This window comes from Pseudomonas sp. P5_B3 (assembly GCF_056400405.1).
Window position 1 is genome coordinate 83,043 of the sequence record NZ_JBFULI010000014.1, and the last position, 25,625, is coordinate 108,667.

Sequence of the window (25,625 nt, forward strand, 5' to 3'; positions counted from 1 at the left end):
ACCGGTTCACGTGAGTAAGCCGTGGCCCCGGCAACGATCTCGCCCAGCCAGTCGCTCACGGCGCTGTTTACGATTTTGGGAAAAACCCTCTGCAATCAATGGCATCGGATCCCTGTTCGCAACAACCTTGCCTGTGAGCAATGCGTAACGATCTTGAACCACTCAAGTGACAAAAAACCGTCGCCACCAGATCGCTCGCGTCCCTCCCCTCCAGCACTTCTTCGCTCTATGTCGATAAGTGGATTGGAACTTTCCTCAAACCCCGACAAGCGCCATAACGCCCATAAAACAAGGGCTTTCGCATTGAACAATGTGCTGGATTTTGCAGGGCGCATAAGTTTTTTTTGGCATACACGTTATGAAAAAAATTTCTTAGCTACGCTCCAGAATGTTCTTAGCTCTTTTGTTAAAGATGTGAAACAACTTTACCTATAAATGTCGTCAAATAATTGGCGACTGATAAGCACCATCAGGAATCAGGGAGATGCAACATGCGCCTATTAGCCCCCCTCTACAGCGCGGTTCTCTTGGCCATGGCCTGCTCGTCCCAGGCTCAGGCCATGACGCTGACCGAGGCAATCCAGAGCACCATCGCGACCCACCCGGAGCTGGCATCACGGGTGGACAGCCGTCTGTCGGCGGATGAGGACGTGAAGGTCGCCAAAGGGGGCTTTTATCCAGCTGTTGATCTGAACGCCGCCTACGGGCGCGCGTACAGCGATAACACCAATACCCGGGCGCTCACCCCCAGTGGGCACAACACCGAAACCTTGAACTACACCCAGTCGGAATTGCGCCTGCGGCAAATGCTCTTCGACGGGTTCAACACCGCCAATGAAGTCCAGCGCACCCAGGGCGTGGTCAACTCACGAGCCTATTACGCTCAAGGTACGGCTCAGGACCTGGCCCTGCGCACCACCGAGGTTTACCTCGAAGTGCTCAAGCGTCGCGAACTGGTGACACTGGCCAAGAACAACCTGCAAGCGCACTTGCGGGTCAACGACCAGATCGGCCTGCGCACCCAGCGCGGCGTGGGCAGCAACGCCGATGCCGACCAGTCCGCGGCTCGCCGGGCACTGGCAGAAAACAACCTCGACACCGCCGAAGTCGATCTGGCTGATGCCGAATCAAACTTCTATGCCGTTGTGGGGCGTATGCCCGATGAACTCGAAACCCCGCCGTCGATTCGCGGCGAAGTCCCCACCTCATTGCCCGAAGCCCAGCAGAGCATGGTGGAAAACAACCCTTACCTGAAATCCGCCCAGGCCGACGTGCAATCGGCCGAAAGCCAGTACGAAGTCGCCAAGTCGCCGTTCTACCCGCGCTTGGATGCCGAGGCCGCCGTGGGCGCGAACAACAACGTGCAGGGTGATGAAGGCCACGACAATGAATGGCGGGTCGGCGTGATCATGAACTACAACCTGTTCCGCGGCGGCAGCGACAAAGCGCGCCTGGCCTCCGACTCGCACAAGATCAACCAGGCCATGGACATCCGTAACAATGCCCTGCGCCAGCTCAATGAGAACATTCACCTGGCCTGGAACGCTATGGTCAATGCCAAGAAACAAACCCCGACCGCCCGTGAATACGCCGACACCAGCAAACGCGTACGCATCGCCTATCAGGATCAGTTCGGCCTCGGTCAACGGACCCTGCTGGACCTGCTCGACAGTGAAAACGAACTCTACAACGCCAACCGTCGCTACACCGAAGTGCGCTACACCGAAGAGTTTTCGATGTACCGAGTCCTGGCGAACATGGGCCAATTGTTGAGCAAACAACGGGTCGTACTGCCCGCCGACGCGATCGCCCAGACCGAAGTGAAAAACGAAGCTCGACTACCTGAAATGAAGTAGTGCCCGGGAGGGTTCAATGACCAGCATGGAACCCGGCAACACCGGTGTCGATCCACGCCTGAGCTTCGATGACCCGCTTCTGGACGGTCTGCTGATCCTTTGCAAACTCCACGGCGCGACGGTCAGTCGCGCCAGCCTGAGTGCCGGGCTGCCCATGGCACACCAACGCCTGAGCCTGGACCTGCTGCCCCGTGCAGCGGCCCGGGCCGGTTTACAGGCGCGCTTGCTGCGCCGTGACCTCAAAGACATCTCCCCGCTCAACCTGCCTGTGCTGCTATTGCTCGACAATGGCCGCACGGCCGTCCTGCGCCGTTATGGCGAGGACGGCAAGGTGCTGATCCTGCCCAGCGAGGCCGACGGCGGCGAACAATGGCTCAGCCCTGAGGAGCTGGCCGAACACTACAGTGGCCAGGCATTGTTTGCCCGGCCACGCCACGAACTCGAAGACTTGCGCTCGCCGCTGGTGCCTCGGGTGCAGGCCTGGTTTCGCGATACGCTGAAGCTGTCGAAATGGCTGTACAGCGATGCGATCCTGGCGAGTTTCCTGATCAACCTGCTGGGGCTGATGGTGCCGCTGTTCGTGATGCAAACCTACGACCGCGTGGTGCCAAACCAGGCTACTTCGACCTTGTGGGTGCTGGCCATCGGTCTGCTGATCGGCACCGCATTCGAGCTGGTGCTGCGGGTCGTGCGCGCGCACTTGCTGGATACCGCCGGCAAGAAAACCGACGTGATCCTGTCGGCCACTCTGTTCGAGCGCATCACCGGCATGGCGATGAAAGCGCGGCCGGCGACCATCGGTGGCTTCGCCCAAAGCATTCATGACTTCCAGGGCCTGCGGGAATTTCTCACCGCCGTGACCCTCACCAGCCTGATCGATCTGCCCTTCTGCCTGCTGATGCTGCTGGTGATCGGCCTGCTCGGTGGCTGGCTGGTGGTGATTCCGACACTGGCGTTCCCCATCACCATCGTCTTCGCCATGGTGATCCAGATACGCCTGCGCGACACCGTACAAAAGAGCCTCAGCCTCGGCGCCGAACGCCAGGCACTGTTGATCGAAACCCTCAGCGGCCTGGAAACCCTCAAGGCCTGCAGCGCCGAAAGCGAACGCCAGCACAAATGGGAAAGCACCCACGGCGCCCTCACCCGCCTCGACAGCCACGCGCGCAACCTCTCGGCCCTGGCTACCAATGGCACGCTGTTCATCCAGCAACTGTCCGGCATGGCGACCATTGTCGCCGGGGTCTACAGCATCATCGCCGGCAACCTCAGCGTCGGTGCCCTGGTGGCCAGCTACATGCTCGGCAGTCGGGTGCTGGCGCCACTGGGACAGATCGCCGGCCTGATCACCCGCTACCAGCAAGCGCAACTGACCATGAAAAGCACCGACGCGCTGATGGGCCTGCCCCAGGAGCGCGACGCCAGACAACGGCCGCTGGAGCGCACCCAACTGCAAGGCGCGCTGGATGTTGTCGGCGTGACCTTCCACTACAACGGCCAGAGTGCTCCTGCCCTGGGCAACATCAGCTTCAGTGTGAAACCCGGCGAGCGCATTGGCATCATCGGCCGCAGCGGCTCAGGCAAAAGCACCCTGGCGCGACTGGTGATGGGCTTCTACGAACCGGATGAAGGCCAGTTACTGCTCGATGGCCTGGACCTGCGACAACTGGACGTCGCCGACCTGCGCCATCAAATCGGTTACGTCGCCCACGACCTGCCGCTGCTGGCTGGCAGCCTGCGCGACAACCTGACCCTCGGCGCGCGCTATATCAGCGACTCACGCATGCTCGAAGTGGCGGAAATGACCGGCGTCACCGAGCTGGCCCGGCAACACCCGCAAGGCTTCGACCGGCCCGTGGGCGAACGCGGGCAATTGCTGTCCGGCGGCCAGCGCCAGGCGGTATTGATGGCCCGGGCCATGTTGCTCGACCCGCCCATCATGCTGCTCGACGAACCCACCAGCGCCATGGACAACAGCAGCGAAGACGTCCTGCGGCAAAAACTCCACGGCTGGGTCCAGGGCAAAACCATCCTGCTGGTGACCCACCGCACCTCGATGCTGAGCCTGGTGGACCGGTTGGTGGTGCTGGACAACGGACGGATCGTCGCCGACGGTCCGAAAGAAGCGGTCATCGATGCACTGCGCAAGGGCCGTGTCGGCTCTGCGGCCGTCTAGGAGTCGTCCATGTCTGCCGATCAGGGATCCCGTGGCTACTTCGACAGCTTCAACAAAAGTGCCGAAACCGAGTTCATGCCGGAAACCGCCGGTGCGTCGTTGCAGGACTCGCCGCGCTGGTCGCGAATTACCGTGTGGCTGGCGGCCGCGCTGCTGATCAGCGCACTGGTCTGGGCCAGATTCGCCGTGTTGCAGGAAGTGACCATGGGCGAAGGCAAGGCGATTCCGTCGAGCAAGGTCCAGGTGATCCAGAACCTGGAGGGCGGTATCGTCACTGAAATTTTCGTCCGTGAAGGACAAATGGTGAACAAGGGCGACACCTTGCTGCGCCTGGATGACACCCGCTACCTGTCGAACAAGGGCGAAAGCGAAGCCGATCGCTATGCCTTGACCGCACAAGTCGAACGGCTTTCGGCCGAAGCCGAAGGCCGGCCGTTCAAACTGTCGGAAGAAGTGATCGCCAAAGCTCCGCAAGTGGCTGAAGACGAGCGCTCGCTGTACGAGCAGCGGCAACGCCGACTGGCCAGCGAACAGCGCACCCTGACCGAGCAACTTCGGCAAAAAACCCAGGAGCTGGCGGAGTTCCGCTCGAAACAGGGGCAGTTCAGCTCCAGTCTGGCGCTGCTGCAACAGGAAATGAACATGTCCACACCGCTGGTGGGCACGGGTGCGGTGTCACCGGTGGAAATCCTGCGCCTCAAACGCAGCGCAGTGGAGATTCGCGGCTCGCTCAACGCCACCACCCTGGCCATTCCCCGGGCCGAATCGGCGATCAACGAGATCAAAAGCAAGATTGACGAATCGGAACAGACCTTCCGTTCCGAAGCCGCCAAAGAGCTGAACGAGAAACGCACCGACCTGTCGAAAATCACGGCATCGAGCATCGCCATCGACGACCGCGTGACCCGTACCACCGTGGTCTCGCCGGTTCACGGCATCATCAAGGTGTTGAAGGTCAACACCATCGGCGGCGTGGTCCAGCCCGGCAGCGACATGGTGGAAATCGTGCCGCTGGAAGACAACCTGCTGATCGAAGCCAAGGTGCGGCCACAGGACGTTGCATTCCTGCATCCGGGCCAGAAAGCCATGGTCAAGTTCAGTGCCTACGACTACACCATTTACGGCGGCCTGAGTGCCAAACTGGAATTGATCGGCGCCGACACCATCACCGACGACAAGGGCAACAGCTTCTATCTGATTCAGGTGCGCACTGACAAAAACCATTTGGGTGGGGACGTGAAACCGCTACTGATCATCCCGGGGATGGTGGCGACGGTGGACATCATTACCGGGGAGAAAACGGTGCTCGATTACTTGCTTAAACCGGTGTTGAAGGCGCGGACCGAGGCGATGCGGGAAAGGTAGTTTTCTTCAAACATCTGCTGTGATCTTACTACCGCCATCGCGAGCAAGCTCGCTCCCACAGTGTCCGCGTCGAACGCAAACCTGTGGGAGCGAGCTTGCTCGCGATGGGGGCATCAAACACAACGACTATTTCAGCCCATGGTTACGCTGAAAAACCTCCTCCCCCATCGCCGCAATCTGCCCCTCGATCAACGCTTCAAACGGCTTCAACAACGGCGCAAACGAAGTCGGCGCTTCGAGGGTTTCCAGCGCCTGCACAATCGCCTCCACCGTCGACAACGCTCCCGGCCCCGGCGCCTTGCGCAGGCGATAGCGGGACACACCGCCCTCGGCCAGCGTCACCCTCGGCAGCGCCGCCAGCAGCGGATTGAGGTGCAACATCTTGCGCGCCTTGCGCCAGGTGCCGTCGGGGACCAGCAGCAACAAGGGTTCGTCTGTCGCGGCACAAGCCTGCATCGGTTGGGCATCTTCGCCGGGAAACAGCAACCGCGCCCGATACCCCGGCTGACTCAACAGCGCCGGCAAATCCTCGAACACCTCGCCGACGATCAACTCGGCATTCTTCAACCCAAGCGCCGCCAGGCGCGCGGTATTCAACGCATGATTCACTTCGCTCGGGTGCTGCAACAGCAACACCCGGGTGCGGCTGTCGAGGCTCGGGATCAACGGGCACAGGCAATGAGTTTGCGGGCGCAGGCAGCGCGGACATTGAATTCTGGACATCGTCTTTACGCCTGATTCAGTTGTGCTTTGAGCAGATCACGGAACGTCTGGATCAGCGGCTCGCGGCTACGCCCCCGCCGCACGATCATCGAGAACGGCGCCTGATAACCGAAGGTCGCCGGCAGCAACACCCGCAAGTCACCCTTGTCGGCCCAGGCCTGGGCGTAGTGCTCCGGCAGGTAACCGATGTAGGCGCCGGACAGTACCAGAATCAACTGGGCTTCCATACTTTCCACGGTCGCGGCACTGTGTTTGAAGCCGTGACGCGCCAGTTCAGCCTGGCTCCAGTAGCCACGGCCGACCATGCGCTGCTGGGTGATGACTTGTTCGGGAATGCGCCGCTCGTTGAACAGTGGATGCCGCGTGCTGCAATACAACCAGTGTTGTTCACGGTACAGCGGCATGTACACCAGACCGCTCATGCGCGTGGAAAACGCACCGATGGCCAGGTCGAGGCGGTTGTCCTGTACGCCGAGTTGCAATTCGTAAGGGCTCATCACCGACAGGTGCAAGTGCACGGCTGGGTGTTCCTGGCTGTAGGCGCCGATGGCTTCGGCGAACGGCAGGGCCTTGTCGCTGACAGTGGAATCGATTACCCCGAGGTTCAAGGTACCGCGCAACTCACCCTTGAGGGCGGCGGCGTATTGCTCGAAGCCTTCGAGTTCGCCCAACAGACGCAGGGTTTCCTGATGGAACAGCTCGCCCTTGCTGGTCAGGCTGAAACCGCCACGGCCGCGATGGCACAGCACCAGGCCAAGGGCCGCTTCGAGCTGACTCATGTAGGTGCTGATGGCTGACGTCGAGAGATTGAGCTCTTGCTGGGCGTTGGCGAACCCCTGATGGCGCACCACGCTGACGAAAATGCGCAATAGTTTCAGGTCGGGTAAAGCGTTGGCCATGTCGGACTCCGATAACGAGGTGACGCGCAGTGCTCCAGTCGATAAAGAACCTTGTGGGAGCGAGCTTGCTCGCGATGAGGGCATGACAATCGACATCAATGTTGACTGCCCCGCCGCCATCGCGAGCAAGCTCGCTCCCACAAGGTTTGCTCCTGGCATCGGGCTTAGCGTATGGCGTGAAGTCTATCGCTGTCCCAGCCATTAGTTTAGAAAAATCTGAACTAAGTATTTGCCCGTAGCGATTCTTCCCGGCCACTACATTTCGCAGAATCGGCGCCACAAGGTTCGCCCGTACTCTCGTGAACGGCTTACCTGAATAAATAAAACAACGACGATGAGGCCTTTACCCGTGGACAAGATTCTTCACCAACCACTGGGCGGCAACGAAATGCCGCGCTTCGGCGGCATCGCCACCATGATGCGACTCCCCCATTTGAATACCGCTGCCGGCCTGGACGCTGCCTTCGTAGGTGTGCCACTGGACATCGGTACCTCGCTGCGCCCTGGCACCCGTTTCGGGCCTCGCGAAATCCGCGCTGAATCGGTCATGATCCGCCCGTACAACATGGCCACCGGTGCTGCACCGTTCGACTCGCTGTCGGTTGCCGACATTGGCGACATCGCAATCAACACCTTCAACCTGCTGGATGCCGTACGGATCATCGAAGAGTCCTACGACAACATCCTCGAACACGATGTGATCCCCCTGACCCTGGGCGGCGACCACACCATCACCCTGCCGATCCTGCGTGCCATCCATAAGAAGCACGGCAAGGTCGGTCTGGTGCACATCGACGCTCACGCCGATGTGAACGACCACATGTTCGGCGAGAAGATCGCCCACGGCACCACCTTCCGTCGCGCCGTTGAAGAAGGTCTTCTGGATCCGGACCGTGTCGTGCAGATTGGCCTGCGCGCCCAAGGCTACACCGCTGACGACTTCAACTGGAGCCGCAACCAGGGCTTCCGTGTGGTTCAGGCCGAAGAGTGCTGGCACAAATCGCTGGAGCCCTTGATGGCTGAAGTCCGCGAGAAAGTCGGCGGCGGTCCTGTTTACCTCAGCTTCGACATCGACGGCATCGACCCTGCCTGGGCACCGGGTACTGGCACTCCGGAAATCGGCGGCCTGACGACCATTCAGGCGATCGAGATCGTTCGTGGCTGCCAAGGCCTCGACCTGGTCGGTTGCGATCTGGTAGAAGTCTCGCCCGCTTACGACACCACCGGTAACACCTCACTGCTGGCCGCCAACCTGCTGTACGAAATGCTCTGCGTACTGCCTGGCGTAGTCCACCGCTGAGGAATGCTCGTGAACGAACGTGATCAGGTTCTGAAAACCGCCGCCGATCTGGTGTCCGCTTTTGCCCGTAACGATCGCGAAGCCTACTTCGGCGCTTTCAGTGCCGATGCCAGCTTCGTCTTCTACACCCTCGAACAGCCCCTGCTGTCGCGCGACGCCTATCAGGCGATGTGGGACAGCTGGCGCGCCGAGGATGGCTTTGAGGTGCTCTCGTGCACCTCGAGCAACGCTTTCGTCAGCCTGCAGGGTGACGTGGCGATTTTCATCCATGACGTAGCCACTGAGTTGCGCATGCAAGGGGAGCAACACTTCAGCCAGGAGCGCGAGACGATTGTTTTCAAGAAACAAGCGTCTGGCCAAGAACAACAAGGCCTATGGCTGGCCTGCCACGAACATTTGTCCGCGATGCCGGAAGGGCTGCCACCCCCTTAGCCAACACAGGTGACGCTCACGCACGATGAGCGCGCCTTTATGATCGGAGCTGATCATGAATAACAACAACAAAGACCAAAGCCTTACGCAAATTGAAACCCACGGGGTCGAACAGATCCCGGACAACGAACGCACCGCAGGCCCGACGGACTTGTTCCGGATGATCTTCGGTGGTTCCAACACCTTTGCCACCGCCGTCCTCGGCAGCTTCCCGGTACTGTTCGGCCTGTCTTTCCAGGCGGGCGTCTGGGCGATTGTGCTGGGCGTGTTGCTGGGTTCGCTGATCCTCGCGCCCATGGGCCTGTTCGGCCCGATCAACGGCACGAACAACGCCGTGTCTTCCGGTGCGCACTTCGGCGTGCACGGGCGGATCGTCGGTTCGTTCCTGTCGCTGTTGACCGCCATTGCCTTCTTCTCGCTCTCGGTGTGGAGTTCGGGTGATGCGCTGATCGGTGGCGCCAAACGCCTGATCGGCCTGCCGGAAACCGACCTGACCCTGGGCCTGGCCTACGGTCTGTTCGCGATCCTGGTACTGACCGTGTGCATCTATGGCTTCCGCTTCCTGCTGTGGGTCAACAAGATCGCGGTATGGAGTGCCAGCCTGTTGTTCCTGCTGGGCGCCTTCGCCTTCGCMGGTCCCTTCGATGTGAACTACGCCGGCACCGTGAACATGGGGCAACCCGGTTTCTGGGCCGCGTTCATCGGTGCTGCGCTGGTGGCCATGAGCAACCCGATTTCCTTCGGTGCGTTCCTCGGCGACTGGTCGCGCTACATTCCCCGTGACACCTCCAAGCGCCGCATCATGGCGGCGGTGGTGATTTCGCAGATCGCAACGTTCATCCCGTTCCTGTTCGGCCTGACCACCGCGACCATCGTAGCGATCAAGGCGCCGGACTACATCGCGGCCAACAACTATGTCGGCGGCCTGCTGGCGGTATCGCCGAGCTGGTTCTTCCTGCCGGTATGCCTGATCGCGGTGATCGGTGGCATGTCCACCGGTACCACCTCGCTCTATGGCACCGGCCTGGACATGTCCAGCGTGTTCCCACGAGTGCTGTCGCGGGTCAAGGCCACGCTGCTGATCGGTGTGATGTCGATTGCCTTCATCTTCATCGGGCGCTTCGCGGCCAACCTGGTGCAGAGCGTGTCGACCTTCGCCGTGCTGATCATCACCTGCACCACCCCGTGGATGGTGATCATGATCATCGGCCTGCTGGTGCGTCGCGGCTTCTACTGCCCGGATGACCTGCAAGTGTTCACCCGCGGCGAGAAAGGTGGCCGCTACTGGTTCACCCACGGCTGGAACTGGCGTGGCCTGGGTGCCTGGATCCCGAGTGCGGCCGTCGGCCTGTGCTTCGTGAACCTGCCGGGGCAGTTTGTCGGGCCGCTGGGCGAAATGGCCGGTGGTATCGACATCAGCCTGCCGGTGACCCTGGGCCTGGCCTCGGTGGTGTACCTGGTTCTGCTGAGCCTGTTCCCGGAATCGAGCGCAGTGTTCGGCCCGAACGACCCTCGCAGCCAGAGCGCAAGCATCACGGCGAAACCAGAACTACGTCAGACGGCCTGACGCATTCTCCCTGTGGGAGYGAGCTTGCTCCGGGCGGCGTTCCGACGATGACAGCGGCACATTCAACATCAATGTGACCGACACACGGCTATCGCGGGCAAGCTCGCTCCCACAGAAAGCAGCTACATCGAACCAATTTTGTTCCACCATAAAAAAGACAATCGGAGACACGCAACAATGGCTTTGGATTTATTCGTCGTACTCATCTACGCCGCCGCGATGTTGATACTCGGCTACTACGGCATGCGCAAGGCCAAGACCAACGAAGACTTTTTGGTCGCCGGTCGTAACCTCGGCCCAAGCCTGTACATGGGCACCATGGCTGCCACCGTTCTGGGCGGCGCGTCCACGGTGGGCACCGTGCGTCTGGGTTACGTGCATGGCATCTCCGGTTTCTGGCTGTGTGCGGCCCTGGGTTGCGGGATCGTGGCGCTGAACCTGTTTCTCGCCAAACCGCTGCTTAAACTGAAGATCTACACCGTTACCCAGGTGCTGGAAAAACGCTACAACCCGATGGCCCGCTCCGCGAGCGCGGTGATCATGCTGGCCTACGCACTGATGATCGGCGTGACCTCGATCCTGGCGATCGGCACCGTGCTGCAAGTGCTGTTCGGCCTGCCGTTCTGGATCTCGGTCCTGCTCGGTGGCGGCGTCGTGGTGATCTACTCCGCCATCGGCGGCATGTGGTCCCTGACCCTGACCGACATCGTCCAGTTCGTGATCAAGACCGTAGGCCTGATGTTCATCCTGTTGCCAATCTGCCTGTACCGCGTTGGCGGCTGGGATGAGTTGGTGTTGAAACTGCCGGCGGCGAGCTTCAGCTTCACCACCATCGGCTGGGACACCATCATCACCTACTTCATGATCTACTTCTTCGGCATCCTGATCGGTCAGGACATCTGGCAACGGGTGTTCACCGTCAAGACCGCCAAAGTGGCTCAGGTTGCCGGTACCGCCGCCGGTATCTACTGCATCCTCTACGGCCTGGCCTGCGCCCTGATCGGCATGGCTGCCCACGTGCTGATCCCGGATCTGGACAACGTCAACAACGCCTTCGCCGCGATTGTGAAACTGTCCCTGCCGGACGGTATCCGTGGCCTGGTGATCGCCGCCGCACTGGCCGCCATGATGTCCACCGCCAGCGCCGGCCTGCTGGCCGCTGCCACTACCCTGACCGAAGACCTGCTGCCGAAACTGCGTGGCGGCAAACAGTCGAGCCTGGCGATCAACCGCCTGTTCACCCTGTTGACCGGCATCGTGGTACTGGGCATCGCCCTGATCGTGAACGACGTGATCAGCGCCCTGACCCTGGCCTACAACCTGCTGGTAGGCGGCATGCTGATCCCGCTGATGGGCGCCATCTTCTGGAAGCGCGCCACCACTGCTGGCGCCATCGCCAGCATGGGTATGGGCTTCGCCACTGCGCTGCTGTTCATGTTCAAGGACGGTCTGGACGCCAACACCCCGATCTATTACAGCCTCGGTGTAGGCCTGGTGAGTTTCGTGGTGGTGAGTTTGATGTCCCGCCGCACGGCAGCAGTGGTCAGCGCCGCCTAAGCTGAACATAACGACTTGATGCTTTCTTCGACGGGTGTGGCGTCGGTTGCCACACCCGTTTTTTTTCGTCTGAAGGAAACTGCACATGAAGATCGTCAGCCGCGACCAGTGGTTCGAAGTGAAACCGCTCAGTGACGGCATCCGCCTGATTCACGAGCCGTACATCCGCCCCTTCTACCGCTGCAACCTCTGGCACATCCAGGGCCGTGACAAAGACCTGTTGCTGGACAGCGGCTCGGGCCTGGTCAGCCTGCGCGAGCAACTGCCGTGGATCACCGAACGGCCGCTGGTGGCGGTGGCCAGCCATTGCCATTTCGATCACATCGCCGGTCATCACGAATTCACTGAACGACTGGTGCATCCGGCTGAAGCGGACATTCTTGCCGCACCGGACGGCGACAACGACCTGAGCAAAGCCTTTGTCGGCGACGACATGTTCGAAGCCCACCCTGATTGCCCGCTGTGCTACGCCGAATACCGGGTCAAAGCCGCACCGGCCACGGGGTTTGTCGAAGATGGCGATGTGCTGGATCTGGGCAACCGGGTATTGCAGGTCGTGCACACACCGGGACACTCGCCGGGTGGCATCTGCCTGTACGAAGCCGCCACCGAGACTTTATTCAGCGGCGACATCATCTACGACGGCCCGCTGATCGAAGACGCCTACCATTCCAACCTCGATGATTACGCCCACAGCCTGCAACGCTTGTGTGAGTTGTCGATCCGCACGGTGCATGGCGGGCATTTCGGCAGTTTTTCCGGGGAGTATTTGCGCAGCATGATTGACCAATGGCAGCGCTCACATGGCTAAAGCCTGCTGTACTCAACGACAGGAACTGCTCCGGCACGGAGAACAAAACCGCCTCCTCCTCGAAGAACGCTCATGAAAAAAGCTGCCGTTCGTGCTGTCGTGCACCGCTACATCAGCCGCCTGCTGGAAGGCCGGGATGACTTCGACGACAACGCCAGCCTGGCGCAGTTGGGATTGGATAAAGAAGATATCGAAGAGCTGATCTTCCATCTGGAAGATGAACTGGGTGTGACGGCGTTTACCGCCAAGGAAGACCAGATGCTCAAGACCGCCAGGACGGCGAATGATTTGAGCCGGTTTTTGCTGGAGATTGGGCGGTACTAAGGCGGGTGATCAAACGTACACGAAGCGGCAAGGGAGTTTGCTCCCTCGCCACGGAAACACCTTTCACCTGTCAGGTGTTATCTGCCATTACCGGCGACGCTGCTGACGTCGGCGCTGTTCGTCGTCAGTGCGAACAGGCACCGGTTGCAGAGGCGGTTCGATCAAACCGAGAGCCACGCCCAGGTCATGCAGCCAGTTTTGAATTTTCTCTTTCATGGTGCCCCCTTCAGGGTAGTGCCGAGCGGCCAAAATTCTGTAGCCCCTTCGCACAGATAATAGTCCGAAGTCCTACGCAATGCTCGCGCAAAGTCGCAACGATCTGTTACTGAATCCATCACAATCAGCCTGTGTTCAGGCAATTTCCCGCGCCTGTACCCGTGCCGGTGGAAAAACCACCTGTTGCTGCTCGATCCAGGCATTCAGGTTGGCCCCGACCATGCCCTTGCGCCACATCAGCCAGGTGGTAGCGCTGGCGAACGGCTCGGCCAACGGATGCACGGCCACACTCTCACGGCCCGGTAAACTGGCGAGCATCGACTCCGACATCAGCGCCACACCGGAACCGGCAATCACACACGCCAGCATCCCCGGATAGGACTCGATCTCCATGGCCCGGCCCATGGCCGCGTGGTCATGGGCGAACCAGGCCTCCAGGCGCATGCGGTAGGAGCAGCCCTGGCGAAAGGTGAACACCGAACGACCTTGCACATCCAGCGCGCTGCGCACGGGTGGATGATCGGCCTCGCTGATCAGCACCAGCCGCTCGTCGCACAAAGGCACTCCGTCGAGCCCGGCCAGTTCCATGGGGCCATCCACCAGCGCCGCATCGAGTCGTCCGGTGAGCAGGCCTTCGAGCAATTCACCGCTGGGTCCGGATTGCACTTGCAGGTTCACGGCCGGATACAAACGGTGGTAGCGCGCCAATAGCCCCGGAAGGTGAATCGCCGCCGTGCTGTACATGGTGCCGAGCACGAAGTCGCCCGCCGGTTGCCCGCCCTGCACTGCCGCGCTGGCTTCGTCGCGCAAGGCAAACAGCTTGGCGGTGTAGTCCAGCAGGACTTTTCCCGCAGGCGACAACTGCAAGCGCTGACGTTCGCGCAGGAACAGTTCGACACCCAGTTGCTCTTCCAGCTGTTTGAGCCGGGTCGACAGGTTCGACGGCACTCGATGCAGCCGTTCGGCGGCCCGGGTGATGGACCCTTCTTCCGCCACCGCCTGGAAGATGCGCAATTGGCTGAATTCCACGGCATTCTCCAAAAAAGAACAAGTTACTCACTATTATTCATTTTTAAAGAAAGTCAATCAATCCTAGCCTGACGGTCATCGATCCTCTAAACGGAATCCAGACCATGTCTCCCTTGATTCGCTTATCCGCCAGTTTCGTTGCCCTGATGATGGCCATGGGCATCGGCCGTTTTGCCCTGACACCGCAACTGCCGCACCTGCTCAGCGAGGGTCAGATCGACCTGACCGCAGCCGGACTGATTGCCGCCGCCAATTACCTCGGTTATTTCATCGGCGCGGTGGACGCCATGTTCTCCCGGCGTCCCGCGCAAGTGCACCGACGCTTGCTCGGCGGATTGTGGCTCTGCGTACTGCTGACCCTGGCGTCGTTCTGGGCCAATGGTTTCTGGTCGCACCTGCTGCTGCGCTTCGGCACCGGTGTGGCCAGCGCCTGGGTGCTGGTGATGATCACCGCCCTGAGCCAGCCGCTCGCGGCAGCGGCCGGTCGCCCACGATTAGGCGCCCTGGTCTTCGCCGGACCGGGTTTGGGAATTTTTCTGACCGGCTTGCTAGCTCTGGGCTCGAATCTGCTGGGCCAGACTTCCGCTACCTTGTGGCTGGTGTACGCCGCCGCAGGGCTGGCGATGCTGCTGGGGATCCTGCCGTTCCTGCCACAACCGAGCGCAACCGCGACTGCTGCGCCCAGCGCCATCGCATCGCACACCCAAGGCATCGCTCGTCTGGGCTGGATCTACGGCTTGTACGGATTGGGCTACATCATCCCGGCGACCTTTCTGTCGCAGATGGCCAACGCACAATTCCATGGCCAATGGCAGGCCGACCTGTTCTGGCCGTGCTTTGGCCTGGCGGCTGCCACGGGGGTGCTGCTGGTGAGTCTGCGTCGCCAAAGGCCGGGAGCAACGCGCCACTGGTTGATGGCGACGTTATGGCTGCAAGCCGCTGGCGTGTTCGCCTGCCTGCTGGGCAACGGGCCAGGTCTGGCGTTGGGTGTGATCCTGTGCGGCACGCCATTCCTGGCCTGCATGCAACTGGTGATGCAACGCTCCCGGGAACTGGCGCCCCACGCTACCCAGCGCAATGCCGGCCTGCTGACGGCCTGCTTCGCCGTGGGCCAATTGAGCGGGCCATTGCTGGCGGCGCTGAGCAGTCATTTCAGTGGCGGTTTACAACCGGCGCTGGTGGTCGCCGGTTGCGGCTTGCTGATCGCCGGCGGTCTGTTGCTCGCGCCGTTCAGTGCTGACCGAGGGCTTTGCGCAAACGACGGCGTAACCACTGCTCAGCGCTGACAAAGGTGATGCCCGCCAACACCAGCACTGCACCGATGACGAAGTTCAGGCTCAGCACCTCGCCCAGCAGCACCACACCGAACGTGACGCCGAACAACGGCGTCATGAACGAAAACACTGCGAGGTTCGCCGCCAGGTACCGGCGCAGCAGCCAGAACCAGATCAGGTAACTGAAGAACGACACGACCACGCCCTGAAACAGCACACTGGCGACCGCTACAGTGGTCAGGCTGACATGGGTGATCTGGCCGCTGAGCAGCGCAATCAACAACAATCCGAAGAAACCGACTATCAACTGATAGAACAGCGTCAGGGGCACTGGCGCTTCCGACAGGCGCGAGGCGCGAACCACCACCGTGGTCGCGCCCCAGGCCGCGCCCGCCAGCACACCCAGGGCATCGCCCATCAACATGCGGTAATCAAGGTTGTCCCAGGACACCCCGCCGGCAAACGCGATGGCAATCCCGATAAAAGCCAGGACAATCCCCAGCCATTGCAACGGGCGCAAACGCTCACTGGGCAGCAACCAGTGCACACCCAATGCGGTAAAGATCGGCGCGGTGTAGAGGAACACCGACATGTGCGCCGCCGTGGTCAGTTGCAGGCCTTCGGAAATGAAGAAGAACTCCAGGGCGAACAAGGCACCGGCCAACAAGCCGCCGCGCCAGGTCGTACCCACCTGGCTCCAGCCGCCCTTCCAGCAGATCAACAACCCGACCAGCAACGCCGACATGCCGGAACGTCCGGCCGCCTGCATCACCGGCGCGATATCGGCCGCCGCCCACTTGATCATCACTTGTTGAACGCCCCAGACCAGGCACAACCCGACCATCACTTGCAGGGCAAACCCGTCGGCGCTGCGCCGGGTGGCGCTCACCGGAACACCTCGAAGACACAATCCATGGCAACGACTCGGCAGTAAAAGCAAAGCCCCGGCCTTCTCGTTGAAAAGAACACACCGGGGCGAAAAATCATGTTGTCGATTATTAACCAGAAGGCCAGAAAATGCCGCCCGCCAGAGACCTCTACTTCTCTGCTTGCGCCATCCTGGCCCTCTGTCTTGTCAGCGCATCAACTGAGCTCAATGCGATCGGCATGAATGACAATCTGGCCATTCTTGTACAACGCACCGATGGCCTTCTTGAAGTTGCCCTTGCTGACACCGAACAGGCTGCTGATCAACGCCGGATCGCTCTTGTCGCTGACCGCCAGGGTGCCGTTGTTTTCGCGCAACCTGGCGAGGATCTTCGAGTTCAGGCTGGTGGCCGCTTCCTGGCCGACCGGTTGCAGGCTCAGACTGATCTTGCCGTCGGCGCGAACTTCCTTGATAAAGCCCTTTTCTTCTTTACCGGCGCGCATGAACTTGAAGATTTCATTCTTGTGGATCAGGCCCCAATGCTTGTTGTTGATGATGGCCTTGAAGCCCATGTCAGTGGCTTCGGCCACCAGCAAGTCCACTTCCTGACCGGCGGTGTAATTGGCCGGGGTCTTGTCCAGGTAGCGGTCCAGGCGCGCGGTCGCGGTGATGCGACGGGTGTGTTTGTCGAGATAGACGTGCACTACCACATATTCGCCCGCCGTCATCTGGCGCTTCTCTTCGGAGAACGGCAGCAACAGGTCTTTCGGCAACCCCCAGTCCAGGAATACACCGATGCTGTTGACTTCAACAACTTTCAAACTGGCGAATTCACCGACTTGAACTTTCGGTTTTTCAGTAGTTGCGATGAGTTTGTCATCGCTGTCCAGATAAATAAAAACGTTGAGCCAGTCTTCATCTTCGCTAGGAATATCTTTTGGAATATAACGATTAGGCAGAAGGATTTCGCCATCCGCACCACCGTCCAGATATAAACCGAAGTTAGTGTGTTTAACCACTTGCAAACTGTTGTAACGCCCGACTAAAGCCATGTCCAATACCCTCATTGCGTGGGCGGCATTCTACCCGGTTTTAGGCGCCGCGTTCGGCAGCCGGCCCGGTGGCGCGAGAAAATCCTCTGAAACCCTTAATTTTTCCGGGTTTTCATCCCGCGCCCGGCCGCTCGTCAGGCCGTTCCGGGCATTTACGCCATGCCCTGGCAAGCGTGACGCGGTATTTTGTCAGGCAATGTTATTAGTTAAAACAGCGGCTTAGGTGCATATTTCGAATATTGGCCGGCGACTGATTACCCCGTCCTCACGAATATGCCGAGGGGATATTTGCCAAGCAATTATCAGGTAATTCCTGTACGATGCCTGGCCAAGTTAATTTTCTACAGGTTAATGGCCGCCATGCGCGTAAAAGCATCCACCAGCAAAGCAAAGCCAGCTCCAGCCGTCGAAACCAGCGAATCGATCAACAGCCAGATCGCTGCGTTCCTCAAGTCCGGCGGTGAAATCCAGCAAATTGCCAAAGGCGTCAGCGGCCAGACATTCGGCCCGTCCAAGCAGATCACCCTGGGCAAAAAGTAATACCCTCGCGTCACCTGGTCCCAAAGCGCTTTGAGCTTCGAAGCGCTTGGACTGGAACCCTCGTTTCTCCCCTGCGCCACGCCATCAAATCCGTTGGAAATCGACGAACGGCCTTCATTGCCGATCATTCGCCGGTATCCTTGCACGCGTCTGGATCAAGCGTTCCAGCGGGCTCAACAGCCTGCCTTCGCGGTTCATGGAGTGACGCATGTTCAAACCTTTCTATCTCTCGGCATTGCTCGCCAGCCTGCTGGCCTGCTCCGTAGCCCACGCACAAATCTTTCAGCGTGAGCTGGGGGGCTTCGACCTCAAGCTCGGCACCACCCCCACCCGCAGCATGGCCCAGGGCCTGGTCAAACCTTCGGCCGTCGGCTCGTTTCATGGCGGCCTGGACCTGAGCCACGACAGCGGTTTCTACGTGGGCCAATGGTCGCCCAGCATGGGCATCAGCCCGGGCAAAAACCTCGAGCTCGATTCCTACATGGGCTTTAAACAACCCTTCGACCAAACCCTCGGCTACGAAGTGGGCCTGATCCGCTACAGCTACCCCGAAGTTACGACCCCTGACAGCCAGGAACTGTTCGGCGGCCTGACCTTGCTCGGCAGCCGTTTCGGCATCGCCTTCAGCAATGACCCGGACAAACAGAACAACACCCTGTTCGCTGACTTGAGCGGCAATCAACCGTTCGGTGTCGGCATCAGCCTGAAATACACCACCCACCAATTCAATACGCCAGTGGCGGTGGATAGAGGGAACGTAGGCAGTTTTACCGATTGGTCGCTGAAATTGTCCCGCCCGTTCATGGGCATCGACCTCGACCTGATCTACAGTGACTCCAGCCTGAGCGGCAGCGGTTGCTCGGCCTATGCCGGGCACAACAGCCAGTGCGACGGGCTGGTGACGCTCAAGGCCGAACACGCGTTCTATTGATCGGCTGAACTGCCGGACTCCTCCCGGGTTCACATGAGAATCAGCCCCCGAAAGCTGGCTTTCGCAAGGATTCGTCCATGTCCCGCTGGTTCAAACATATCGCGGTTGTGTTGACCATTGCCCTCGCCCTCGGCGCGTGCAGCCGCGTGGGCCTGGCCTACCGCAATCTCGATGTGATCATCCCGTGGACGCTCAGCGACTACCTGGACATGAACGGCGAGCAAAAAAGCTGGCTGAACGAACGCCTGAAGGAACACCTGAGCTGGCACTGCACCACTCAATTGCCCGGCTACCTCGACTGGCTGGACCGCCTGCAAACCATGATCGCCACCAATCAGGTTACCGATGCCGCCTTGCAGGCCCGCGCCCGTGAAGCCGAGCAGGCGATCGCCGAGATCGCACGGGAGATCACCCCGTCGGCCATCGAGTTGCTGCAAGGGCTGGATGACAAACAAGTCGCCGAAATGAACCAAGCCTTTGCCAGGGATCAGCGCAAACGCCAGGAAGAATACCTCAAGCCTTCCCTCGACCAGCAGATCAAGGAGCGCGGCGCGCGCATGGAGAAGCGCTTGAATGACTGGCTCGGGCCACTGAGCACCGCCCAGCAACAGCGGGTAGCCACATGGTCCAGCGCCTTGGGCGAGCAGAACACCCAGTGGCTTGCCAACCGCGTCCATTGGCAGAAGCAGTTCAGCGCAGCTGTTGCCCAACGCCAGAGCCCCCAATTCCCACAACGCATCGAGACACTTCTGGTCAATCGCGAGAGTTTGTGGACGCCCGCCTATCGTCAGGCCTTTGCCAACACCGAGGCCCAGGCGCGTTCACTGTTCGTGGATCTGATGGCTGAAAGCACACCGAACCAGCGCGCGCGTTTGCTGAAGAAAATTGAAGGTGTGAGGAAGGACTTCAGCGACTTGAAGTGTTTAAAAACGGCGAAACAAAGTTAAGCCCCACACAATTCCCCTGTGGGAGACCCTATGGTTGAGGTGAAGCCTTCAGCCGGGCTTCTGCTGACGACTGACAGGCGGCATGTCGAATTCCACGCAAGCCAAACGACTAGGCTGTGTAAGTCACCTCCCCGCCCCACGCAGGAGAAAACAACATGAACATTCAGCACCATCCCGTCGTATCGCAGGAAGAATGGCTCGCCGCCCGCAAACAACACCTGGCCCACGAAAAAGCCTTCACCAGGGAAAGGGACAGACTCAGCGCCGAACGCCGCGCCCTGCCCTGGGTGAAAATCGACAAGGACTATCGCTTCCAGGGGCCCAATGGCGAACTGAAACTGGCAGACCTGTTCGGCGGCCGCAGCCAGTTGGTCATCTACCACTTCATGTTCGCCGAGGGTTGGGACGAGGGCTGCCCCGGTTGCTCGTACCTGAGCGATCACATCGACGGCGCCAATCAGCACCTGGCCCACCATGACGTGGCCGTGGTGGCGGTTTCCCACGCACCGTTCGCCGAATTCCAGGCCTTCAAGCGGCGCATGGGCTGGAAGTTCGACTGGGTGTCGTCCGATGGCTGCGATTTCAACTACGACTTTGGCGTCTGTGCCCGGGCCGAAGACGTAGTCGCTGGAAAGGCTACGTACAACTACGAAAAAACCGACGGCGCCGAGGAGGAACTCCCTGGTCTCAGCGTGTTTTATCGCAATGACGCCGGCGAAATTTTCCATACCTACTCCACCTATGCCCGGGGCCTGGACATGCTGGTCGGCGCCTACAACTACCTCGACCTGACGCCCAAGGGCCGCAATGAGGAGGAGATCATGGAATGGGTGCGGCATCACGACAAATATGAGGAACAGGAGAAGTCAAGCTGCTGTCATGGTGGTTAGCCCCAGACACCGAGGCGCGGCCTTCGCGGGCAAGCCACGCTCCCACAAATTTTGTGTCGTACACAAGATATGTGTTCACACCAGGCTCCTGTGGGAGCGGGCTGGGCGCACATAAAAAACCGGACATCAGTCCGGTTTTTTTTGGTCACGGCATCGGCTTACTCAGCCGCTGGCGCTTCCGGCTTGCGGCGCTTGAGCGGGGCCATGCCGTCCTTGCTGACCAGCGAATCGGTCTTCGGCCGGTTGGCGCTCTTGCGCTTGGTCGGGGTCTTGGCGGCGGTTTTCTTCTTGTCGCCCTTGGCGTCGGTCTTTTTCTTCTTCACGCCGACGGCCTTGCCCGAAGCCTTGACCTTTTTCGGTCCGCCGTAGGTGCCTTTGACTTCCTTGATGGTACGACGCTCGAAGCTCTGCTTGAGGTAGCGCTCGATGCTCGACATCAGGTTCCAGTCGCCGTGGCAGATCAGCGAGATGGCCAGGCCATCGTTACCGGCGCGACCGGTGCGACCGATGCGGTGCACATACTCGTCGCCGCTGCGCGGCATGTCGAAGTTGATCACCAGGTCCAGACCGTCCACGTCCAGGCCGCGAGCGGCGACGTCGGTGGCCACGAGGATTTTCACGCCGCCCTGCTTCAGGCGGTCGATCGCCAGTTTGCGATCCTTCTGATCTTTCTCGCCGTGCAGCACGAACGCTTTGTATTCCTGCGCCACCAGGCGGCCGTAGATACGGTCGGCCATGGCCCGGGTGTTGGTGAACACGATGGCCTTCTGGTAGGTCTCGTTGGCCAACAGCCAGTTGACGATCTGTTCTTTGTGCTGGTTGTGGTCAGCGGTAATGATTTGCTGGCGGGTGGTGTCGTTCAGCTGACTGACTGCGTTGAGCTGCAAGTGCTCAGGGTTGTTCAGGACCTTGGCGATCATCTCGCGCAGGCCCGAACCACCGGTCGTAGCGGAGAACAGCATGGTCTGCTGGCGGCTGGTGCACTCGTCCACCAGACGCTGCACGTCTTCGGCAAACCCCATGTCGAGCATGCGGTCGGCTTCGTCGAGCACCAGCACTTCGACTTCCTTGAGGTCAAGGTTGCCGGCGTTCAGTTGCTCGATCATCCGGCCCGGCGTACCGATCAGGATGTCCGGCACCTTGCGCAGCATGGCGGCCTGGACCTTGAAGTCTTCGCCGCCGGTGATCAGGCCGGACTTGATGAAGGTGAACTGCGAGAAGCGTTCAACTTCTTTCAGGGTCTGCTGGGCCAGTTCGCGGGTCGGCAGCAGGATCAGGGTCTTGATGCTGACGCGGATTTTCGCCGGGCCGATCAGACGGTTGAGGATGGGCAAAACGAATGCAGCGGTTTTGCCGCTACCGGTTTGCGCCGTCACCCGCAGGTCACGCCCCTGGAGCGCCAGCGGGATGGCCGCGGCTTGCACAGGCGTTGGCTCGACAAATTTCAGCTCGGCCACGGCTTTGAGCAGGCGTTCGTGCAGGGCGAATTGGGAAAACACGGGTGCTACCTCGAAGAAATGCAAAAAAACAGCTGCATAGGGTAACGGTTTCGAGCGCTCAGGCCGAGTTTCTTTATACAAATGGCGGTAAACAGTTGGTTTTTTGTTGCCTGATTTTTCTTCAAACGTAATACAAAGCGTCTTAAATGCTCTAATCCCCTCTCGCGCCTTATAGAAGAATCGTTTTCGACCATGGATATCAAACAGCTCTGGACCAACGTCCTGGACCTTTGGGGCGCCCTCGACCAGCACCCGCTCGTGCATTCCAGCCTGTCGCTGTTGTTGCTGCTGGCAATTGCGCTGTTCCTCGGACGGGTGGCGCGCTACCTCATACTGCACGCGGCGAAAATGCTCGGCCGCCAGCCGGCCCTGCACTGGGTCAATGATTTCCTGCAGAACAAGGTGTTCCATCGCCTGGCGCAGATCACGCCTTCGCTGGTGCTCCAGTTCGGTCTCAATCTGGTGCCGGACCTGAGCAAGACCAGTCTGAATTTCCTCGGCAACGTCGCGCTGTCCTTCACCTTGCTGTTTCTGCTGCTGTCGGTCAGCGCCCTGCTCAATGCCCTGCTGGACATCTACGCCCGCACCGAGCACGCGCGCACCCGCTCGATCAAAGGCTATGTGCAACTGGCGAAAATGGTGTTGTACGTGTTTGGCGCGATCGTCATCGTCGCCACGCTGATCGACCGCTCGCCGCTGTTGCTGCTCTCGGGTCTGGGTGCCATGTCGGCGGTGATTCTGCTGGTCTACAAGGACACCCTGCTGTCGTTCGTCGCCAGCGTGCAGTTGACCAGCAACGACATGCTGCGGGTCGGCGACTGGATCGAGATGCCTCAGGTCGGCGCCGATGGCGATGTGGTGGACATCACGCTGCACACGGTCAAGGTGCAGAACTTCGACAAGACCATCGTCTCGATCCCGACCTGGCGCCTGATGTCCGAGTCATTCAAGAACTGGCGCGGCATGCAGGCTTCCGGTGGCCGCCGGATCAAACGCAGTCTGTTCATCGACGCCAGCGGCGTACGCTTTCTGCGTGACGACGAAGAGCTGAAGCTGTCCCAGGTGCACTTGCTCACCGACTACATGACCCGCAAACAGGCCGAACTCAAGGCCTGGAACGAAGCCCAGGGTAACGTCGCGGCCATGTCCGCCAACCGTCGGCGGATGACCAATATCGGCACTTTGCGCGCCTATGCGCTGGCCTACCTGAAGAGTCACCCGGAGATCCAGCCGAACATGACCTGCATGGTGCGCCAGATGCAGACCACGGCCCAGGGCATTCCACTGGAAATCTACTGCTTCACCCGCACCACGGCGTGGGCCGACTACGAGCGGATCCAGGGGGATATTTTCGACTACCTGCTGGCGGTGCTGCCGGAGTTTGGGTTGAACCTGTATCAGCAGCCCAGCGGATCGGATTTGCGTGCGGGGATATTGCCGGCGGTGCTGGGAGCGAGCCATTTTCCCGAAGCTGAAAAACGCAGGGTGTAACCCCACAAAAAACAAATGTGGGAGCGAGCYTGCTCGCGATGAGGGCGTGTCAGTCAACATATGTGTCGTCTGACTGTCCGCTATCGCGAGCAAGCTCGCTCCCACAGGGGGTACATCGTTTTCAGAATTTGCGGATTACTTCACCTGCCGCTGCGGCGCCTTGTGCACCATGGTGTAGGCGTAGTCCACGCCCATGCCGTAGGCGCCACTGTGTTCCAGCACCAGTTCCATCACCGCTTCGTAAGTATCCTTGTGCGCCCAGTCACGCTGGTATTCGAGCAACACTTGCTGCCAGGTCACCGGTAYCGCGCCGGCCTGAATCATCCGTTGCACCGACATGTCGTGGGCTTCCTTGCTGGTGCCGCCGGAGGCGTCGGTGACGATGTACACCTCGTAGCCTTCAGCCAGGGCTTCCAACGCAGGGAAGGTCAGGCAGACCTCGGTCCACAGCGCGGCAATGATCAGCTTCTTGCGACCGGTGGCTTTCACCGCGTCTACCAGTGCCTTGTCTTCCCAGGAGTTCATCGAGGTGCGCTCGATCGGCTTTTGCTCCGGGTGCACTGCCAGCAATTCGGGCCAGATGTAACCGCTGAAGCTTTCGGTTTCGACCGAGGTGTAGATAGTCGGTACGTTGAAGATCTTCGCCGCCTTGGCCAGGCCCACGGTGTTGTTCTTCAGGGTCTGGCGGTCGATGGACTGCACGCCGAAAGCCATTTGCGGCTGGTGGTCGATCAGGATCAGGGCGGAGTTGGTAGGGTTGAGCAGTTCACGAATAGACATGGCGCGTTCCTTTTGATGTCGATACTTCGAATGGATAAGGGGTTAGTCGACCTTGCCTTCAGCGGCGTTGTTGTCGGCTTGGATGTCACTTTAGGGGCTGGCGATAAAAGGGACAATTACCTAAAATCGAGAATCATTGATTCTAAAATAGGGACAATATGGATCGCATCGAATGCATGCGCGCCTTCGTCGTCACGGTCGGCGAGAACGGCTTCGCCGCAGCCGCCCGGGCCATGGACGTGCCGCGCTCGAAAGTCAGCAAACAGATTCAGGCGCTGGAAGAAGCCATCGGTGTGCAATTGCTGCAACGCACCACCCGCAGCCTGCACCTGACCGAGGCCGGGGCCGAGTATTTCGATGCAGCACGAGAGGTGTTGGCGGCACTGGACGAGGCCGAGCAACGCGCCCGTGACGGCATCGGCGAGTTACGCGGTGTGTTGCGGGTCAATGCGCCGATGTCGTTCGGTCTTCGGCGGTTGGGGCCGTTGATTCCGCTGTTTCATGAACAGCACCCGAACATCGAGCTGCAACTGGTGCTCAGCGACCAGCAGGTCGACCCCGTGCGGGGTGGGTTTGACGTGACCATCCGCATCGCCAGCATGCCCGACTCGACGATGATCGCCCGGCAACTGGCGCCCGCACCGCGCATCATGGTGGCGTCCCCTGCTTATCTCGAGCGCGCGGGCGTTCCGCAGACTCCGCAGGATCTGCGCGCCCATCAATGTTTGAACTACGGGTATCTGCAGAGCGGTGTCAGCCTGCAACTGTGCAATGGCAGGGAAACCCAACGGGTGAACGTCACCGGCCCACTGCACGCCAACAACGGCGACCTGCTCGCCCAGGCCGCCGAAGCCGGCATGGGCATCGCCCTGCTGCCCGACTTCATCGTCGAAGATGCGCTGGCGGCCGGGCGGCTGGTGCCAGTGCTGTGCGAATGGCAGGCTCCGGCGATCACTATCAATGCGGTGTATTCGTCGGCGCGGCGGGTGCCGCAGAAGACCCGGGCGTTTATCGAGTTTCTGGTGGGGCAATTGGCGCCGAAGTGATTTTCGGAGATCACACAATCCCTTGTAGGAGCGAGCCTGCTCGCGATTGCGG

General features: G+C 60.2%; 25 protein-coding genes. 17 read left to right on the forward strand and 8 right to left on the reverse strand.

Going from position 1 to position 25,625, the window contains the following annotated elements; all coding sequences use genetic code 11:
* The first annotated feature begins 21 nt into the window (after positions 1–21).
* Genes AC1DRN_RS11215 through AC1DRN_RS11230 form a run of 4 tightly spaced genes read left to right on the forward strand, consistent with a single transcriptional unit; the run spans position 22 to position 5,397 of the window.
* Positions 22–435, forward strand: coding sequence for a hypothetical protein (locus AC1DRN_RS11215; protein WP_223462145.1), 414 nt, complete (start codon positions 22–24; stop codon positions 433–435).
* A gap of 56 nt (positions 436–491) precedes the next feature.
* Positions 492–1,856 (forward strand): TolC family outer membrane protein, encoded by a 1,365-nt coding sequence (locus AC1DRN_RS11220; protein ID WP_223462143.1) that lies wholly within the window; start codon positions 492–494, stop codon positions 1,854–1,856.
* Positions 1,857–1,872: 16 nt separating this feature from the next.
* Entirely contained in the window at positions 1,873–4,032 is a 2,160-nt protein-coding gene (locus tag AC1DRN_RS11225) for a type I secretion system permease/ATPase (protein ID WP_223462141.1), read from the forward strand.
* Positions 4,033–4,041: 9 nt separating this feature from the next.
* Entirely contained in the window at positions 4,042–5,397 is a 1,356-nt protein-coding gene (locus AC1DRN_RS11230; RefSeq protein ID WP_223462138.1) for an HlyD family type I secretion periplasmic adaptor subunit, read from the forward strand.
* Between the two features lie 126 nt (positions 5,398–5,523).
* Here the strand turns inward: AC1DRN_RS11230 and AC1DRN_RS11235 are convergent, their stop codons facing one another.
* Positions 5,524–6,120, reverse strand: a complete 597-nt coding sequence (locus AC1DRN_RS11235) for a tRNA-uridine aminocarboxypropyltransferase (RefSeq protein WP_223462136.1) — start codon at positions 6,118–6,120, stop codon at positions 5,524–5,526.
* Positions 6,121–6,125: 5 nt separating this feature from the next.
* Positions 6,126–7,019, reverse strand: a complete 894-nt coding sequence (locus tag AC1DRN_RS11240; protein ID WP_007972518.1) for a LysR family transcriptional regulator — start codon at positions 7,017–7,019, stop codon at positions 6,126–6,128.
* A 349-nt stretch (positions 7,020–7,368) separates the two neighbouring features.
* On the opposite strand from AC1DRN_RS11240, the gene speB reads away from it, so the two are divergent.
* From speB to AC1DRN_RS11270, 6 genes are all read left to right on the forward strand, one after another.
* Entirely contained in the window at positions 7,369–8,319 is a 951-nt protein-coding gene (gene speB / locus AC1DRN_RS11245) for an agmatinase (protein WP_007984912.1), read from the forward strand.
* Positions 8,320–8,328: 9 nt separating this feature from the next.
* Entirely contained in the window at positions 8,329–8,751 is a 423-nt protein-coding gene (locus tag AC1DRN_RS11250) for a YybH family protein (RefSeq protein ID WP_223462134.1), read from the forward strand.
* A 55-nt stretch (positions 8,752–8,806) separates the two neighbouring features.
* Positions 8,807–10,318: a purine-cytosine permease family protein gene (locus tag AC1DRN_RS11255; protein WP_223462132.1), complete on the forward strand. Its 1,512-nt coding sequence runs from the start codon at positions 8,807–8,809 to the stop codon at positions 10,316–10,318.
* Positions 10,319–10,495: 177 nt separating this feature from the next.
* The gene (locus AC1DRN_RS11260; protein WP_223462130.1) at positions 10,496–11,875 is read left to right on the forward strand and encodes a sodium:solute symporter family protein; all 1,380 of its coding nucleotides are present in this window, start codon (positions 10,496–10,498) and stop codon (positions 11,873–11,875) included.
* Positions 11,876–11,960: 85 nt separating this feature from the next.
* Positions 11,961–12,686 carry an MBL fold metallo-hydrolase gene (locus AC1DRN_RS11265; protein ID WP_223462128.1) on the forward strand — a complete coding sequence of 242 codons (726 nt, stop codon included), beginning with the start codon at positions 11,961–11,963 and terminating at the stop codon, positions 12,684–12,686.
* A 72-nt stretch (positions 12,687–12,758) separates the two neighbouring features.
* On the forward strand, positions 12,759–13,010 hold the full coding sequence (locus tag AC1DRN_RS11270; protein ID WP_223462126.1) for an acyl carrier protein: 252 nt from the start codon (positions 12,759–12,761) through the stop codon (positions 13,008–13,010).
* Positions 13,011–13,097: 87 nt separating this feature from the next.
* Here the strand turns inward: AC1DRN_RS11270 and AC1DRN_RS11275 are convergent, their stop codons facing one another.
* Positions 13,098–13,226: a PA1414 family protein gene (locus tag AC1DRN_RS11275; protein ID WP_007972508.1), complete on the reverse strand. Its 129-nt coding sequence runs from the start codon at positions 13,224–13,226 to the stop codon at positions 13,098–13,100.
* A gap of 135 nt (positions 13,227–13,361) precedes the next feature.
* Positions 13,362–14,255, reverse strand: coding sequence for a putrescine utilization regulator PtrR (ptrR, locus tag AC1DRN_RS11280; protein WP_223462124.1), 894 nt, complete (start codon positions 14,253–14,255; stop codon positions 13,362–13,364).
* A 104-nt stretch (positions 14,256–14,359) separates the two neighbouring features.
* Here ptrR and AC1DRN_RS11285 point away from each other — a divergent pair, with 104 nt between their 5' ends.
* Complete coding sequence (locus AC1DRN_RS11285) at positions 14,360–15,541, forward strand: MFS transporter (protein ID WP_223462122.1); 1,182 nt, start codon at positions 14,360–14,362, stop codon at positions 15,539–15,541.
* Here the strand turns inward: AC1DRN_RS11285 and AC1DRN_RS11290 are convergent.
* Positions 15,486–16,418 carry a DMT family transporter gene (locus AC1DRN_RS11290; protein ID WP_223462120.1) on the reverse strand — a complete coding sequence of 311 codons (933 nt, stop codon included), beginning with the start codon at positions 16,416–16,418 and terminating at the stop codon, positions 15,486–15,488. The genes AC1DRN_RS11285 and AC1DRN_RS11290 overlap by 56 nt on opposite strands.
* 194 nt (positions 16,419–16,612) lie before the next feature.
* On the reverse strand, positions 16,613–17,449 hold the full coding sequence (locus tag AC1DRN_RS11295) for a CvfB family protein (protein WP_015096329.1): 837 nt from the start codon (positions 17,447–17,449) through the stop codon (positions 16,613–16,615).
* A 351-nt stretch (positions 17,450–17,800) separates the two neighbouring features.
* Here AC1DRN_RS11295 and AC1DRN_RS11300 point away from each other — a divergent pair, with 351 nt between their 5' ends.
* The 4 genes from AC1DRN_RS11300 to AC1DRN_RS11315 all read left to right on the forward strand — a co-directional run bounded on the left by AC1DRN_RS11300 (position 17,801) and on the right by AC1DRN_RS11315 (position 20,757).
* A complete protein-coding gene (locus tag AC1DRN_RS11300; RefSeq protein WP_015096330.1) occupies positions 17,801–17,989 on the forward strand; it encodes a hypothetical protein in 189 nt (62 codons plus the stop codon).
* A 208-nt stretch (positions 17,990–18,197) separates the two neighbouring features.
* Positions 18,198–18,920 (forward strand): TorF family putative porin, encoded by a 723-nt coding sequence (locus AC1DRN_RS11305; RefSeq protein WP_223462117.1) that lies wholly within the window; start codon positions 18,198–18,200, stop codon positions 18,918–18,920.
* 77 nt (positions 18,921–18,997) lie between these two features.
* Positions 18,998–19,867, forward strand: a complete 870-nt coding sequence (locus AC1DRN_RS11310) for a DUF6279 family lipoprotein (RefSeq protein WP_223462115.1) — start codon at positions 18,998–19,000, stop codon at positions 19,865–19,867.
* 155 nt (positions 19,868–20,022) lie between these two features.
* Positions 20,023–20,757, forward strand: a complete 735-nt coding sequence (locus tag AC1DRN_RS11315; RefSeq protein WP_223462113.1) for a DUF899 domain-containing protein — start codon at positions 20,023–20,025, stop codon at positions 20,755–20,757.
* Positions 20,758–20,915: 158 nt separating this feature from the next.
* On the opposite strand, the gene AC1DRN_RS11320 is transcribed toward AC1DRN_RS11315, so the two are convergent.
* The gene (locus AC1DRN_RS11320; RefSeq protein ID WP_223462111.1) at positions 20,916–22,256 is read right to left on the reverse strand and encodes a DEAD/DEAH box helicase; all 1,341 of its coding nucleotides are present in this window, start codon (positions 22,254–22,256) and stop codon (positions 20,916–20,918) included.
* 192 nt (positions 22,257–22,448) lie between these two features.
* Between AC1DRN_RS11320 and AC1DRN_RS11325 the strand changes: the two genes are divergently transcribed.
* Positions 22,449–23,747 carry a mechanosensitive ion channel family protein gene (locus tag AC1DRN_RS11325; RefSeq protein WP_223462109.1) on the forward strand — a complete coding sequence of 433 codons (1,299 nt, stop codon included), beginning with the start codon at positions 22,449–22,451 and terminating at the stop codon, positions 23,745–23,747.
* 135 nt (positions 23,748–23,882) lie between these two features.
* Here AC1DRN_RS11325 and AC1DRN_RS11330 read toward each other — a convergent pair whose 3' ends face one another.
* Positions 23,883–24,527 carry a hydrolase gene (locus AC1DRN_RS11330; protein WP_477786712.1) on the reverse strand — a complete coding sequence of 215 codons (645 nt, stop codon included), beginning with the start codon at positions 24,525–24,527 and terminating at the stop codon, positions 23,883–23,885.
* 158 nt (positions 24,528–24,685) lie between these two features.
* Here AC1DRN_RS11330 and AC1DRN_RS11335 point away from each other — a divergent pair, with 158 nt between their 5' ends.
* Entirely contained in the window at positions 24,686–25,573 is an 888-nt protein-coding gene (locus AC1DRN_RS11335; RefSeq protein WP_223462107.1) for a LysR family transcriptional regulator, read from the forward strand.
* Positions 25,574–25,625 lie beyond the last annotated feature (52 nt).